General features: G+C 73.0%; 12 protein-coding genes. 10 read left to right on the top strand and 2 right to left on the bottom strand.

Annotated features, from left to right (window positions below; all coding sequences use genetic code 11):
- Positions 1 to 9: 9 nt before the first annotated feature.
- The 7 genes from G3I54_RS16055 (at position 10) to G3I54_RS16025 (ending at position 7,816) form a co-directional block, all read left to right on the top strand.
- Positions 10 to 726, top strand: coding sequence for a TetR family transcriptional regulator (locus G3I54_RS16055; RefSeq protein WP_164615308.1), 717 nt, complete (start codon positions 10 to 12; stop codon positions 724 to 726).
- Between the two features lie 118 nt (positions 727 to 844).
- Positions 845 to 2,053 carry an alpha/beta hydrolase gene (locus G3I54_RS16050; protein ID WP_164615306.1) on the top strand — a complete coding sequence of 403 codons (1,209 nt, stop codon included), beginning with the start codon at positions 845 to 847 and terminating at the stop codon, positions 2,051 to 2,053.
- Positions 2,054 to 2,139: 86 nt separating this feature from the next.
- Positions 2,140 to 3,105, top strand: coding sequence for a DUF4429 domain-containing protein (locus G3I54_RS16045; protein WP_164615304.1), 966 nt, complete (start codon positions 2,140 to 2,142; stop codon positions 3,103 to 3,105).
- A gap of 194 nt (positions 3,106 to 3,299) precedes the next feature.
- Positions 3,300 to 4,658: a histidine kinase gene (locus G3I54_RS16040; protein ID WP_164615302.1), complete on the top strand. Its 1,359-nt coding sequence runs from the start codon at positions 3,300 to 3,302 to the stop codon at positions 4,656 to 4,658.
- A complete protein-coding gene (locus G3I54_RS16035) occupies positions 4,655 to 5,344 on the top strand; it encodes a response regulator transcription factor (RefSeq protein ID WP_030622245.1) in 690 nt (229 codons plus the stop codon). The genes G3I54_RS16040 and G3I54_RS16035 overlap by 4 nt, the downstream gene beginning before the upstream one ends.
- Positions 5,345 to 5,495: 151 nt before the next feature.
- A complete protein-coding gene (locus tag G3I54_RS16030) occupies positions 5,496 to 6,557 on the top strand; it encodes an alpha/beta hydrolase (RefSeq protein ID WP_164615300.1) in 1,062 nt (353 codons plus the stop codon).
- Positions 6,554 to 7,816: an acyltransferase gene (locus tag G3I54_RS16025; RefSeq protein WP_164615298.1), complete on the top strand. Its 1,263-nt coding sequence runs from the start codon at positions 6,554 to 6,556 to the stop codon at positions 7,814 to 7,816. Before G3I54_RS16030 ends, G3I54_RS16025 begins: the two co-directional genes overlap by 4 nt.
- A gap of 57 nt (positions 7,817 to 7,873) precedes the next feature.
- Here the strand turns inward: G3I54_RS16025 and G3I54_RS16020 are convergent, their stop codons facing one another.
- Positions 7,874 to 8,899 (bottom strand): aldo/keto reductase, encoded by a 1,026-nt coding sequence (locus tag G3I54_RS16020; RefSeq protein WP_164615295.1) that lies wholly within the window; start codon positions 8,897 to 8,899, stop codon positions 7,874 to 7,876.
- Entirely contained in the window at positions 8,899 to 9,321 is a 423-nt protein-coding gene (locus G3I54_RS16015) for a MerR family transcriptional regulator (protein WP_164615294.1), read from the bottom strand. Before G3I54_RS16015 ends, G3I54_RS16020 begins: the two co-directional genes overlap by 1 nt.
- A gap of 176 nt (positions 9,322 to 9,497) precedes the next feature.
- Between G3I54_RS16015 and G3I54_RS16010 the strand changes: the two genes are divergently transcribed.
- Genes G3I54_RS16010 through G3I54_RS16000 form a run of 3 tightly spaced genes read left to right on the top strand, consistent with a single transcriptional unit; the run spans position 9,498 to position 11,858 of the window.
- Positions 9,498 to 9,758: a small hydrophilic protein gene (locus G3I54_RS16010; protein WP_164615292.1), complete on the top strand. Its 261-nt coding sequence runs from the start codon at positions 9,498 to 9,500 to the stop codon at positions 9,756 to 9,758.
- Positions 9,748 to 11,202, top strand: coding sequence for an ATP-binding protein (locus G3I54_RS16005; RefSeq protein WP_203686420.1), 1,455 nt, complete (start codon positions 9,748 to 9,750; stop codon positions 11,200 to 11,202). Before G3I54_RS16010 ends, G3I54_RS16005 begins: the two co-directional genes overlap by 11 nt.
- Positions 11,199 to 11,858 (top strand): response regulator transcription factor, encoded by a 660-nt coding sequence (locus G3I54_RS16000; protein WP_073821298.1) that lies wholly within the window; start codon positions 11,199 to 11,201, stop codon positions 11,856 to 11,858. The genes G3I54_RS16005 and G3I54_RS16000 overlap by 4 nt, the downstream gene beginning before the upstream one ends.
- Positions 11,859 to 11,926: the final 68 nt, after the last annotated feature.

Raw genomic sequence — 11,926 nt, 5'->3', positions numbered from 1 at the left:
GGCCGGTACGTGACCGACGGGCAGACAGTCGAGCCCCGAGCCGGACTGCGTGAACGCAAGAAACAGCGCACCCGCGACGCCTTGTTGCGCGCCGCCCTCGAACTGTTCACCACCCAGGGGTACGAACGCACCACCGTCGACGAGATCGTCGACGCCGTGGAGGTCTCCCAGCGCACCTTCTTCCGCTACTTCGCGAGCAAGGAGGACACCACCTTCGCCGTGCAGGAGATGGTCGAGTCCCGCTTCATCGAGGAGCTGCGCCGGCGCCCCGCGGACGAAGCGCCCTTCGAGGCCATGCGCCGGGCGGTGCTCTGCGCGTGGAACAGCATCGGCGAGGCGATCGAGGAGGTCGTCACCGTCGATCTCCATATGCGGACCTACCAGATGATCGAGTCGACCCCGTCCCTGCTCGCCGCCCATATGCGGCGCGGCATCGCCCTGGAGAACCAGATCGCCCTGCTGATCGCCGAGCGCGAGGGGCTGGACGTGGAGCGCGACCCCCGGCCGCGGGTAGCCGTCGCCGCGTTCTCCGGGGTGATGCGGGTGACCGGCCAGCTGTGGGGCCAGGGGCTCGACCCGAGCGTGGAGGCGCTGCGCGATCTGACCGAGGAGTATCTCGACCAGCTCGTCCCGGCCCTCGCCCGGGACTGGCGCCGGGAATCCCCGGACTCGGGTCAGGGTTCCGAGGGCTCGCGTCGGGACTCCCCGGACTCGCGTCAGCAATAGCGCACCCCCGGGACCACGGTGACCCTCCGTGAGAAATCCGGGGTGAATCCTTTGCGGACGGGTGATGTACGTCACCCGAATCACGGTGGTCGACGCGCGTCTCCTAGGGTGTGGCGCAGTGACTTCTTTCGACACCTCTCCCACGTTGACCGCATGGCGCGCGCTGCTCGCCGTCGCGGTCGTGTTCGTGATGCTGGCGACGACGGGCTGGAGCGCCATCCGCGATCAGCACTCCGACGGGCCGCGCGAGCTCGCGCTCGCCGCCTGGGCGCGGGACCGGATAGCGGGCCGTTCACTGCCGGACGCCGACGCCCCCGCCTACCGGCTGGCCCACTTCTTCGCCACCCTCACCTCGGGGCAGCAGACGGCGCTCGCGGGCAAGTACCCGTCCGTGGTGGGGAATCTGAACGGCGTACCGGTCACGCTGCGCTACCGGGCCAACCGGGTGGCCCTCAAAGAGGCCGTGGCCGTGGAGAAGGCGCGGGCGTACGACGAGAAGCTGTCGCCGGACGGGCGCGACGAGGCGCGGGCCCGTCTCGACCGGTTCCGGTCGATGCTCGCGGGCAAGCGCCAGATCCTGGCCTTCGATCCGTCCGGGAAGGGCCGGGCCGCCGAGGTGTTCGGCGATCTCGACCGGGCCGCCCGGGTCTCCGTCGTCGTGCCCGGCGTCGACACCCATCTGCTGACCCTGGAACGCAGCCGGCGCCAGTACGCGGCCCCCGTCGGCATGGCCAAGTCCCTCTACGGCGCGGAGCGCTCGGCCTCCCCGGGCACCCGTACGGCCGTCATCGCGTGGGCCGACTACACCGCCCCGGCCGGTCTCGGCATGGACGCGGCACTGGGCGGGCTGGCGGCGGACGGCGCGATCCGGCTGAACGCGATGGTCGGTGCGCTGCCCGGCGCCTCGAAGGTCTCGCTGTTCTGCCACAGCTACGGCTCCGTGGTCTGCGGGGTGGCCGCGCACCGGGCCCCCGACCGGGTGGCCGACATCGCGGTCGCGGGCAGCCCGGGCATGCGGGCCGCCAACGCCGGGCAGCTGGAGACCGGCGCCCGGATCTGGGCGACCCGGGACGGCGACGACTGGATCGGGGACGTTCCGCATCTGGAGTTCGGCGGGATCGGTCACGGGGCCGACCCGGTCGACCCGGCCTTCGGCGCGCGGATCGTCTCGGCGGCCGGGGCCGCCGGGCACAGCGGCTACTTCGAACCGGGCACCGAGAGCCTGGACAACTTCGCCGCGATCGGCGTCGGAGCGTACGGGTCGGTCAGCTGCGCGCGTGCCGACAGCGCATGCCACAGCGGTATTTCCGGTGAGCGGGACGGCTGACGCGCGTAGAGGAGCGTGTCGGGCGGATTAATTGGGACTTACTCCGAGGGGGGACGCGGGCGACTGTGCCGCATACGATGAGGCACATGGGTGATGTGCTGGCCGGAATTCATGCCACCTGGGAGTTCGACACCGACTCCGTGCTCATCCGCTTCGAACGGGGCATCCGCACACCGAAGCTCTTCCAGAGCCTGCGGGAACGCCGCATCCCGTATGCGGCGCTGTCGTCGGTGACGCTGACCCCGGGCAAGCGGAGCACGGTGGTTCTGCGTGCCGTGCCGCGACCGGGTGCCGATCCTCTGGTGGAGGCTGCCGCCGGGCAGCTCAAGGAGGGGTGCGACCCCTATCGCCTGGTGCTTCCGGCGGAGCGGGAAGTGCTCGCCGAGTACTACGCGGACGAGCTGCGGGCCCTGCTGGACCCGGCGTCCGGCGAGAGCGCCGACCGCTTCCTGGTGGCGGCCCCCGAGGCCCCGATGAACTTCAAGGCGTACGACGGCCGGGCCAGCTTCGACGGCGAGCGGATCTCCTTCCGCTGGTCCTGGACCGGGGCTTCCAGCGCCAAGTGGAAGGCCGGCGACCAGACCTTCCGGGTGAGCGAACTGGCCGGAATCGTATGGCGCTCGCCCGAGGCGCTGGACGGCTATCTGCGGCTGCTGCCCCGCGCGGCGGCCCCGGTTGACCACCGCACCGGCGGCAGTCTGGGCGATCTGCACGGTCCCGGCGGCTCCGTGGACGTGGACCGCGGTACGCCGGACGGGGTGCCCGCCGGGGCCCCGACCGCCGGACCGGACCAGGATCCGGCGGCCGTGCTGTTCGGCCTGGGCTACGGTCCTGTGCACGAGTCGCTGCCCTTCGCCGCCGCCGTCCTGGAGTCCGTACGCCGGACCCAGCCCGCGCCCGCCGCCTCCGCCCCGGCCCTGGTGAACGCCGGGCGGCGCGATCCCGCGGACATCGCCGAGCGGATACATCACCTCGGCGAGCTGCATCAGGCCGGCCTGGTGACGGACGCCGAGTACACCGCGAAGAAGGCCCAGCTGCTCGCGGAGCTGTGACCCCGTGCGTTCGCGGAGCTGTGACCCGTACGCCCGCGGAGCGCGAGACCCCGTACGCCCAGCCCCCGTACGCCCAGGCCCCTCGCAGGCCCGCCGGGCTGTGACCCCGTACCGGAGTATGAGGCGGACCGGTCCGAGGTCGGAACCCCGGTATGACTCCCCCGGGCCCCCGGTCTGCCTAGGCTGACCTGGCCATGTCCACATCCTCTTCCCCCGCCGGGCCCCCGCCGCCCGCCGACGGCCTGCTGAGCGCCGCCCGCCGCAATCTGCGCGAGCTCGCCCACGGGCTGTCCCACGCGTCCCATCCGTCCACGCCGCTGCTGGCGGAGGCCCCGAAGCTGTGGCAGCGGCTGCTGCCGTACGTCGTGGTGCTCGCCCTGGCCGCGACCTTCATCCCGGTCACCATCAACGTCCTGACCTCGCAGTACGACGTACCGGGCGCACTGGCCGGGGCGCTCGGGGTGGCCGGGGCGGCTCCGCTGCTGATGCTGGCCCATCGGCCCCTCCAGGCGTGGTGGATCATCTTCCCGGCCGACATCGTGGGCGCGCTGGTGCTGCTGGCGCACCCCTCCGAGCAGCATGACGTCTGGCCGTGGATCCCGCCGGTGCTGGTCGCCTACCTCTTCCTGCTGCTGGCCCTCGGGCTGCGCGAGACGCGGCGGACCGTGGTCGCCGTGTGGGTGGCGACGTGCCTGGCCGGGCTGGTGCTGCATCTGGTCGCGCCGGACGGCCGCAGCACCGGCAGCGCCCTGCTGCTGCCGATCCTCGGCGCGGTGGTCCTGGTGATCGGCGGGGCGGTACGGGAGCGGGGCGAGGCGACCCGGCGGCTGGCCGAGCAGGAGACGATCAGCGAGGCGGAGCGGGCGCAGCGCACGCTGCTGGAGGAGCGGACCCGGATCGCCCGGGAGCTGCACGACGTGGTCGCGCACCATATGTCGGTGATCACCGTGCAGGCCGACTCCGCGCCGTACCGGATCTCCGGTCTGCCGGAGCCCGCGCAGGAGGAGTTCGCCGCCATCGCGGCGGCCGCGCGGGAGTCGCTCGGCGAGATGCGGCGGCTGCTGTCGGTGCTGCGCAGCGACGGCACCGAGGGCGATCTGACCCCGCAGCCGGGCCTGGACCGGCTCCAGCAGCTGGTGGAGGCGACGGTACGGGCCGGGCTGCCGGCGGAGCTGTCGCTCGCCGCGGATCTGGGCGAGGTGCCGTCGGCGGTGGATCTGTCGGCGTACCGGATCGTGCAGGAGGCGCTGGCCAATGTGGTGCGGCACGCGCCCGGGGCCCGTACCCGGATCTCGGTCCGGGCGGCCGCGGGCCATCTGAACGTGCTGGTGGTCAACGGGCCCGCGCCGAAGCCCGCCGAGCCGCTGGAAAGCACCGGGACCGGGCACGGGCTGGTGGGCATGCGCGAGCGCGTACGGTTGACCGGCGGCACGCTGGACACCGGGCCGCTGCCCGACGGCGGGTTCCGGGTGGCCGCCCGGATGCCGCTGCCTCCGGCCACGGCGCCGTCCGCCCGGCCCTCTTCCGTCCCACCCCCTTCGGAGGATCTGTGACCATCCGCGTGATCATCGTCGACGACCAGGCCATGGTGCGGGCCGGGTTCGCGGCGCTGCTGTCGGCGCAGAGCGACATCGACGTGGTGGGCGAGGCGGCGGACGGCCGCCAGGGTGTCGACGTCAGTCGCAACCAGCACCCCGACGTCGTGCTGATGGACGTCCGGATGCCGGAGATGGACGGACTGGCCGCCGCCCGCGAGCTGTTGAACCCGCCGGTGGGCGTGGTGCACCGGCCGAAGGTCCTGATGCTCACCACCTTCGACGTCGACGACTATGTGTACGAGGCGCTGCGCGCCGGGGCGTCCGGTTTCCTCCTGAAGGACGCCCCGCCCGCCGATCTGATCGCGGCGGTACGGGTGGTGGCGGCCGGCGACGCGCTGCTCGCGCCCTCGGTGACCCGGCGGCTGATCGCGGACTTCGCGGCGCAGCGGCCCGCCGGGGCGACGCGCGGCGGCCAGGCGCTCCGGCTCAACGGCCTCACCCCGCGCGAGAGCGAGGTGCTGGAGCTGATCGCCCGGGGGCTGTCGAACCAGGAGATCGCGGGGCGGCTGGTGCTGGCCGAGCAGACCGTCAAGACGCACATCGGGCGGGTGCTGGCCAAGCTGGACCTGCGGGACCGGGCGCAGGCGGTGATCTTCGCGTACGAGTCGGGTCTGGTGACGCCGGGGGACGCGGGGGCGTAGCCACCGCGCCCCCGCGCCCCGCGCTCCGGCCCACCCCCTACCCCGGTATCACCCCGTAGTTGGCCCTCCGGTGTGACGTCTCGTCACCCGTCCTCTTCCTACCTTCCTCCCGGTCGCACCGCTCGGTGCGGCTCCGGAGAGGGAGGGCACGATGCGTCGATACGCGAGGACCGTGGTCGCGTTCGCGCTCGCCACCAGTGTGGTGGCGGGGACCGCGGGCTGGGTTTCGGGAGATGCGCAGCAGGCGCTGACCGGGCCGCCGCCGGGCACCGCGCAGTGGCGGGCGGACTGGGCGCTGGGGGCGGAGCTGCCCGATCCGGAGCGCTCGACGGCCGCCGAAGTCGCCGCGTTCTTCGCCGGGTTGAGCGCCGAGGAGCGGCAACTGCTGGTCCTGCGGCATCCGTCCGTCGTCGGAAATCTCGACGGGGCGCCGCTGGAACTGCGCTACCGCGCCAACTCCCTTGCGCTGATCGCCGCCGACGACCCCCGCTACCGCTCGCTGGCCGCGCCCGGACGCCAGATCCTCGCTTTCGATCCGCGCGGACGCGGGCTGGTCGCCGAGGTGTTCGGCGATCTGCGCACGGCGGAGCGGGTCTCGGTGGTGGTACCGGGGTCCGACAACGACGCCGGGACCTTCGACCGGAAGGTGTCCGCCCACGGGGCCCCGGCCGGGATGGCCCGGACCCTGCACGAGGAGGCCGGTCCGGAGACCGCCGTCATCGCCTGGGCCGGGTACACCACCCCCGTCGGCGTCGGCGTCGACGCGGCGACCGGGCGGCTCGCGGAGGCGGGCGCCGGGCGGCTGACCCGGTTCGCGGAGGGCCTGACGGCGGACGGGCTGCCCGAGCCGGCGATGTTCTGCCACAGCTACGGCTCCGTCGTCTGCGGGATCGCCGCACACCGTCTGCCCGCCACCGACCTGGTGGTCCTCGGCTCCCCCGGCATGCGGGCGGACGATGTCACGGGGCTGCGGACGAAGGCCCGGGTGTGGGCGGCGAAGGATCCGACCGACTGGATCGACGACGTGCCGAACGTGCGGTTCGCGGGCCTCGGCCACGGTGCGGACCCGACCGACCCGGCGTTCGGCGCCCGCCGCGTACCGGCGGACGAGGCCCAGGGCCACGCCGGTTACTTCGCACCCGGCACGGACTCGCTCCGGGCCTTCGCCGCCATCGCGCGGGGCACGACCACTCCGGAAGGTGCGACCCGATGAACGCCGTACCGAAGACACCGCTGCGGAAGAACGCCGTACGCGACGACGTCCGGCGGCTCGCCGCCCGTATCGACGCCTCCACCCCCGCCCACCGCGACCGCGCGATCGACGGCCTGCGGGCCCTGGCGCTGCTCGCCGTGCCGCTCGGCCACTGGATGCTCGGCGGGTTCCGGCTGGACGCCGACGGGCTGCACAACGCGAGCCCGCTCTCGACGTTCGGAGGGTTCGCACCGGTCAGCTGGGTGCTCCAGATGCTGGGCATCTTCTTCCTGGTCGGCGGGTACGCCTCGGTGCTCTCCTACCGCCGCCGGGCCTCGACGACGGCCGCCTGGCTGGGCGGCCGGCTGACCCGCCTCGGCCGGCCGGTGCTCGGGGTGACCGCCGTGTGGGCGGTGCTGCTCTCGGCGCTGTCCGCGCTGGGCGTGCCCGGCGACACCCTGCGTACGGCGTCGACGCTGGTGATCCAGCCGCTCTGGTTCGTCGGGGTGTACACCGTGGTCACGGCCCTCACCCCGGTCTGCGTGCGGCTGGCGCGACGGCTCGGCGGATGGGCGGCGCTGCCGCTGCTGGCGTCGGTCGCGGTGGTGGACTTCCTGCGCTACGGGCCGTTCGCGGAGGCGATGCCGTCCTGGCTGAGCGCACTCAACATCCTGCCCGGTTGGCTCTTCGCGTATCAGCTGGGCGTGTCCTGGGGCGAGGGGCGGATCGGCAGGCGCGGGGCGCGGCTGGTGCTGATCGGCGGCGGGGTGCTGTTCGCCGCGCTGCTGCTCGCCTTCCACTACCCGGCGTCGATGGTCGGCGTGCCGGGCGAGGCCCGGACGAACTCGCATCCCCCGTCGCTGCTGGTGGTGGCGCTGGCGGCGGCGCAGAGCGGGGCGGCGATCCTGCTGCGCGACCGGCTCGGGCGGCTGCTGCGCTCGCCGCTGCTGTGGGCGCCGGTCGTGGTCATCAACCTGTCCGCGATGACGATCCTGTGCTGGCACCAGACGGCGATGCTGGCCGCCGCCGTACCGGCCTCGCTCGCGGGCGCGGCGGGCACGGCGGTGGCCGGGCTGACGACCGCGCCGGACACGGTGGGCTGGATCCTGGCCCGGATCGCGTGGCTGCCGGTGTTCGCCGGGCTGCTGGTGCTGATCGCCCGGTACGCGCGCCGCTTCGAGGCCCCGTGGCAGGCGGGCACCCGCGCCGCGAACGCCCGCCGCGCGCTGGCGGGGCTGCTCGCGGCGGGGTTCGCGGTGTTCGCGCTGGGGCTGGCGTGAGGTGACGGCGTCGTCATGACCTTCATGAACCGGGCGATCACCGCGTACGCCTCCGGGCTACCGCTCCCGCACCGTGGACGTGCTGCTCATGTCCGGGTAGCGGTCCCCCGCCACCCGGCCCGCGATCGGCTCCAGCGCGGCCAGTTCGTCCGCCGTCAGGGTCAGCCGGGTCGCGGCGACGTTCTCCAGCAGGCGGCTGCGCTTACGGGTGCCGGGGATCGGGACCACGTTCAGGCCGTGGACCTCGGCGCGCTGCTGGACCCAGGCGAGGGCCACCTGTGCGGCGGTCACCCCGTGGGCGGCGGCGATCTTGTGGACGGGCTCCAGCAGGGCGGCGTTCGTCCTGGCGTTCTCGCCGGTGAAGCGGGGCTGGTGGGCGCGGAAGTCGTTCGCCGCGAGGTCCTTGCCCGCGTCGGTGAAGGCCCCGGTGAGGAAGCCCCGGCCGAGCGGCGAGTACGGGACGAGCGTGACGCCCAGCTCGGCCGCCGCGCCGACGGCGCTCCGCTCGACGTCCCGGCTGAAGAGCGACCACTCCGACTGGAGGGCGGCGATCGGGTGCACGGCGTACGCCTCGCGCAGTTCGGGCCCGGTCACCTCGCTCAGGCCGAGCTGCTTGACCTTGCCCTGCTGAACCAGCTCCGCCAGTGCGCCGATCGATTCGGCGAGCGGGACGGCCGGGTCGCGGCGGTGCATGTAGTAGAGGTCGATGACGTCGGTGTTCAGCCGGCGCAGGCTCGCCTCGACGGCGGTACGGATGTAGGCGGGGTCGTTGCTGATGCCCCGGTACTGCGGGTCGTCGGTGCGGACGAGCGCGAACTTGGTGGCGAGGGTGATCTCGTCGCGGTGAGCCCCGACGAACGGTGCGAGGAACTCCTCGTTGGCCCCGCGCCCGTAGGCGTCGGCGGTGTCGAAGAGCGTGACGCCCGCTTCCAGGGCCGCGTCCAGGGTGTCGCGGGCGGCGGCGAGGTCGGTGTCTCCGTAGAACTCGCTCATGCCCATGCAGCCGAGCCCCTGGACGCCGACCTGCGGTCCGCCGGTGCCGAGCTCCGTGGTGGCGATCTTGTTGCTGTCGTTGCCAGTCATCAGGCGCTGTGCCTCTCCGGCGCCCTGCGGGCGCCCGCGTAGAACTCGATCTTGTGGTCGAGAACGGCGAGGGTGTCATGGAGCTCCGCGATCCGCGTGATCACATCGCGGCGGGTCGCCTCCAGCAGTTCCTGCCGTTCCTCGAAGGTGGACTCGCCCTCACGCAGCAGCTCCGCGTACCGCACCATGTCGGCGACGGGCATCCCGGTCAGCCGGAGCTTGCCGACGAAGGCCAGCCAGTCCAGGTCGCGGGTGCTGAAGCGGCGCTGGCCGGTGTGCGAGCGGTCGACGTGGGGCATCAGGCCGATGCGTTCGTACCAGCGCAGGGTGTGCGCGGTGAGCCCGGTGAGGGCGACGACCTCACTGATGCTGTAGCTGCGCCTGTCCGTGCCTCGGTCCGTGCCTGTGCCTGTGCCCGTCATGTCCCCCACGCTAGATCCTTGGAGTGCACTCGAAGCAAGCGGAAACGGGTTTCGCGTTGTCCGGACCCCGCGTTGTCCGGACCCCGCGCGGAAGGCCGCCGGCGGCGCGTACCAAGATGAAGGAATGCTCATCTGCGCTTCATGTCTTCCCCGGCCGTGACGGCCACAGTGGACCCATGGCTTTCTCACCTCGTCTGGCGGCCCTGGCAGCCGTCGTCGCCGTGCCCCTCGGCATAGCGGCCACCAGCTACGCCATGACCGACACCTCGGAAGCGCCGAAGGTGCCTCCCGCCGTTCAGCTGGACGAGAGTCCACGCGCCACACCGCCGTCGCCGAGCGACGCCCCCACTCCGACCCGTACTCCGGACAGCTCCATCGTGCCGGGCCCCTCCGCGGCCGACGACGACGATGACGACGACTTCGGTGATGACGGTTAGCCGGTCGCCGCTGGGCTTCCCGAGGATTTCCGCCCGGGTACGGATCCTGCTGTGGTTGCTGGTGGTGATGGCGGTCGCGCTGGGCGCGGTCGCCGTCACCGTGCGCTCGATCCTCCAGCGGGACGTGGACCATCGCGTCAGCCAGCTGCTCACGCAGGAGACCGGCGAGTTCGCGAACTTCGTGCCGCAGGGGGTGGATCCGGATACCGGCGGCCGGTTCGACACCGCGGACCGGCTGCTTCGCGTCTATCTGCAACGGCAGTACGCCGACCCCGACGAGGAGTTGCTGGGCCTGACCGGCCGGCCCGGCGAGCGGCCCGACGTCATCCGGCAGCGCCGCGACCTGCCCCGGGACATCGCTCTGTGGCGGGATGCCGCCTCGCTCACCCACATCCGCGCTTCCAAGGACGCTTTCGGAACCCTGGAGCGCCCGCAGGGCGAGGTGCGCTGGGCCAAGGTCGAGATCGGGCCGTCCGCGGGCGGGCGGCCGGGGGCGTTCGTCGTCGCCTTCCATCCGGAGCGTGAACGGGCCGTCGCCGACAAGACGTTCTGGACGCTGCTCGCCCTGTCCGGGGTGGCGCTGCTGATGACGACCGGGATCGGCTGGGCGGTCGCCGGACGCATCCTCGCGCCCGTCCGGCTGGTCCGGACTACGGCGGCGGAGCTGACCGAGCAGGACCTCACCCGGCGGATCCCCGTGGAGGGCCGGGACGACATCGCGGCCCTCGCCGAGACGTTCAACGCGATGCTCGACCGGCTGGAGCGGGCGTTCGCCGCGCAGCGGGTCTTCGTCGACGACGCCGGGCACGAGCTGCGCACCCCGATCACCATCGTCCGGGGCCATCTGGAGCTGATGGGCGACGACCCGGCGGACCGGGAGGAGACGGTGCGGCTGGTCACGGACGAGCTGGACCGGATGAGCCGGATCGTCGAGGATCTGCTGCTGCTCGCGGGGGCCGAGCGCCCCGATTTCGTACGCCCCGAGCCCGTCCAGCTCGCGGAGCTGACGGCTGACGTGTTCGTGAAGGTGCGGACCCTCGGCGACCGGGACTGGCAGCTCGACGGCGTCGCGGACCTCGAAGTACGCCTGGACGAGCAGCGGATGACGCAGGCGATGGTCCAGCTCGCGCAGAACGCCGTCCAGCACACCGTGCCCGGCCAGCGCATCCGCATCGGCTCCCGGTCCGAGGCGGGCCGGGAAGGGGCGGAGCGCGTGGAGCTGTACGTCGCCGACCACGGGCCCGGCATTCCGCCGGAGGACGCCGAGGTGATCTTCGAGCGGTTCCGCCGGGGCACCTCCCGGCGCGGGGCCCGCACCAGCGGCGCGGGGCTCGGCCTCGCCATCGTCAGGGCCATCGCGGAGGGCCACCACGGCCGCGTAGAACTACGCCGCACCGAAGGCGGCGGAGCCACCTTCGTCATCACGCTGGAGACCGACTCATGAACCGCATTCTGATCGCCGAGGACGAGGAGCGCATCGCCTCGTTCGTCCAGAAGGGGCTGCGCGCCAACGGCTTCACCACCGTCGTCGCCGAGGACGGCGACCTGGCGCTGGGCCATGCGCTGACCGGCGGGTTCGACCTGATGGTGCTCGACATCGGGCTGCCGGGCCGGGACGGCTTCACCGTGCTGCGGGAGCTGCGCGAGGCCCGCGTCACGCTGCCGGTGATCGTGCTCACCGCCCGCGACTCCGTCCGGGACACGGTGGCGGGGCTCGAAGGCGGGGCCGACGACTGGATGACGAAGCCGTTCCGCTTCGAGGAGCTGCTCGCCCGGGTACGGCTGCGCCAACGCACCGCGGCCCGCGCGCCCGAGGTCACCATGTTGCGCAGCGGCAGTCTCGCGCTGGACCTGCGGACGCGCCGGGCCCGTGCGGAGGACCGGACGGTGGACCTGACGGCGCGTGAGTTCGTGCTGCTGGAGATGTTCCTGCGTCACCCGGGGCAGGTGCTGTCGCGCGAGCAGATCCTGTCGCATGTGTGGGGGTACGACTTCGACCCCGGCTCCAACATCGTGGACGTGTACGTTCGCGCGCTGCGCCGGAAGCTGGGCGCGGAGCGGCTGGAGACGGTACGGGGCATGGGCTACCGGCTGCCGTAGATCCGCGCGGGGACCACCGCCGGCAGGGGCCACGGCGGCGGAGGCCAGACCGACGGCGGGCCCTGGCC

It is taken from the genome of Streptomyces sp. SID14515 (assembly GCF_010548505.1).
Lineage (GTDB): Bacteria > Actinomycetota > Actinomycetes > Streptomycetales > Streptomycetaceae > Streptomyces > Streptomyces caviscabies.
This window is presented reverse-complemented; position numbering and strand designations above follow the sequence as displayed.

Bases quoted from the DNA above. Each gene is read 5' to 3' on its own strand.
- G3I54_RS16045 (WP_164615304.1), top strand. From the start codon at position 2,140: ATGGGTGATGTGCTGGCCGGAATTCATGCCACCTGGGAGTTCGACACC.
- G3I54_RS16040 (WP_164615302.1), top strand. From the start codon at position 3,300: ATGTCCACATCCTCTTCCCCCGCCGGGCCCCCGCCGCCCGCCGACGGC.
- G3I54_RS16030 (WP_164615300.1), top strand. From the start codon at position 5,496: ATGCGTCGATACGCGAGGACCGTGGTCGCGTTCGCGCTCGCCACCAGT.
- G3I54_RS16025 (WP_164615298.1), top strand. From the start codon at position 6,554: ATGAACGCCGTACCGAAGACACCGCTGCGGAAGAACGCCGTACGCGAC.
- G3I54_RS16020 (WP_164615295.1), bottom strand. From the start codon at position 8,899: ATGACTGGCAACGACAGCAACAAGATCGCCACCACGGAGCTCGGCACC.
- G3I54_RS16015 (WP_164615294.1), bottom strand. From the start codon at position 9,321: ATGACGGGCACAGGCACAGGCACGGACCGAGGCACGGACAGGCGCAGC.
- G3I54_RS16010 (WP_164615292.1), top strand. From the start codon at position 9,498: ATGGCTTTCTCACCTCGTCTGGCGGCCCTGGCAGCCGTCGTCGCCGTG.
- G3I54_RS16005 (WP_203686420.1), top strand. From the start codon at position 9,748: ATGACGGTTAGCCGGTCGCCGCTGGGCTTCCCGAGGATTTCCGCCCGG.
- G3I54_RS16000 (WP_073821298.1), top strand. From the start codon at position 11,199: ATGAACCGCATTCTGATCGCCGAGGACGAGGAGCGCATCGCCTCGTTC.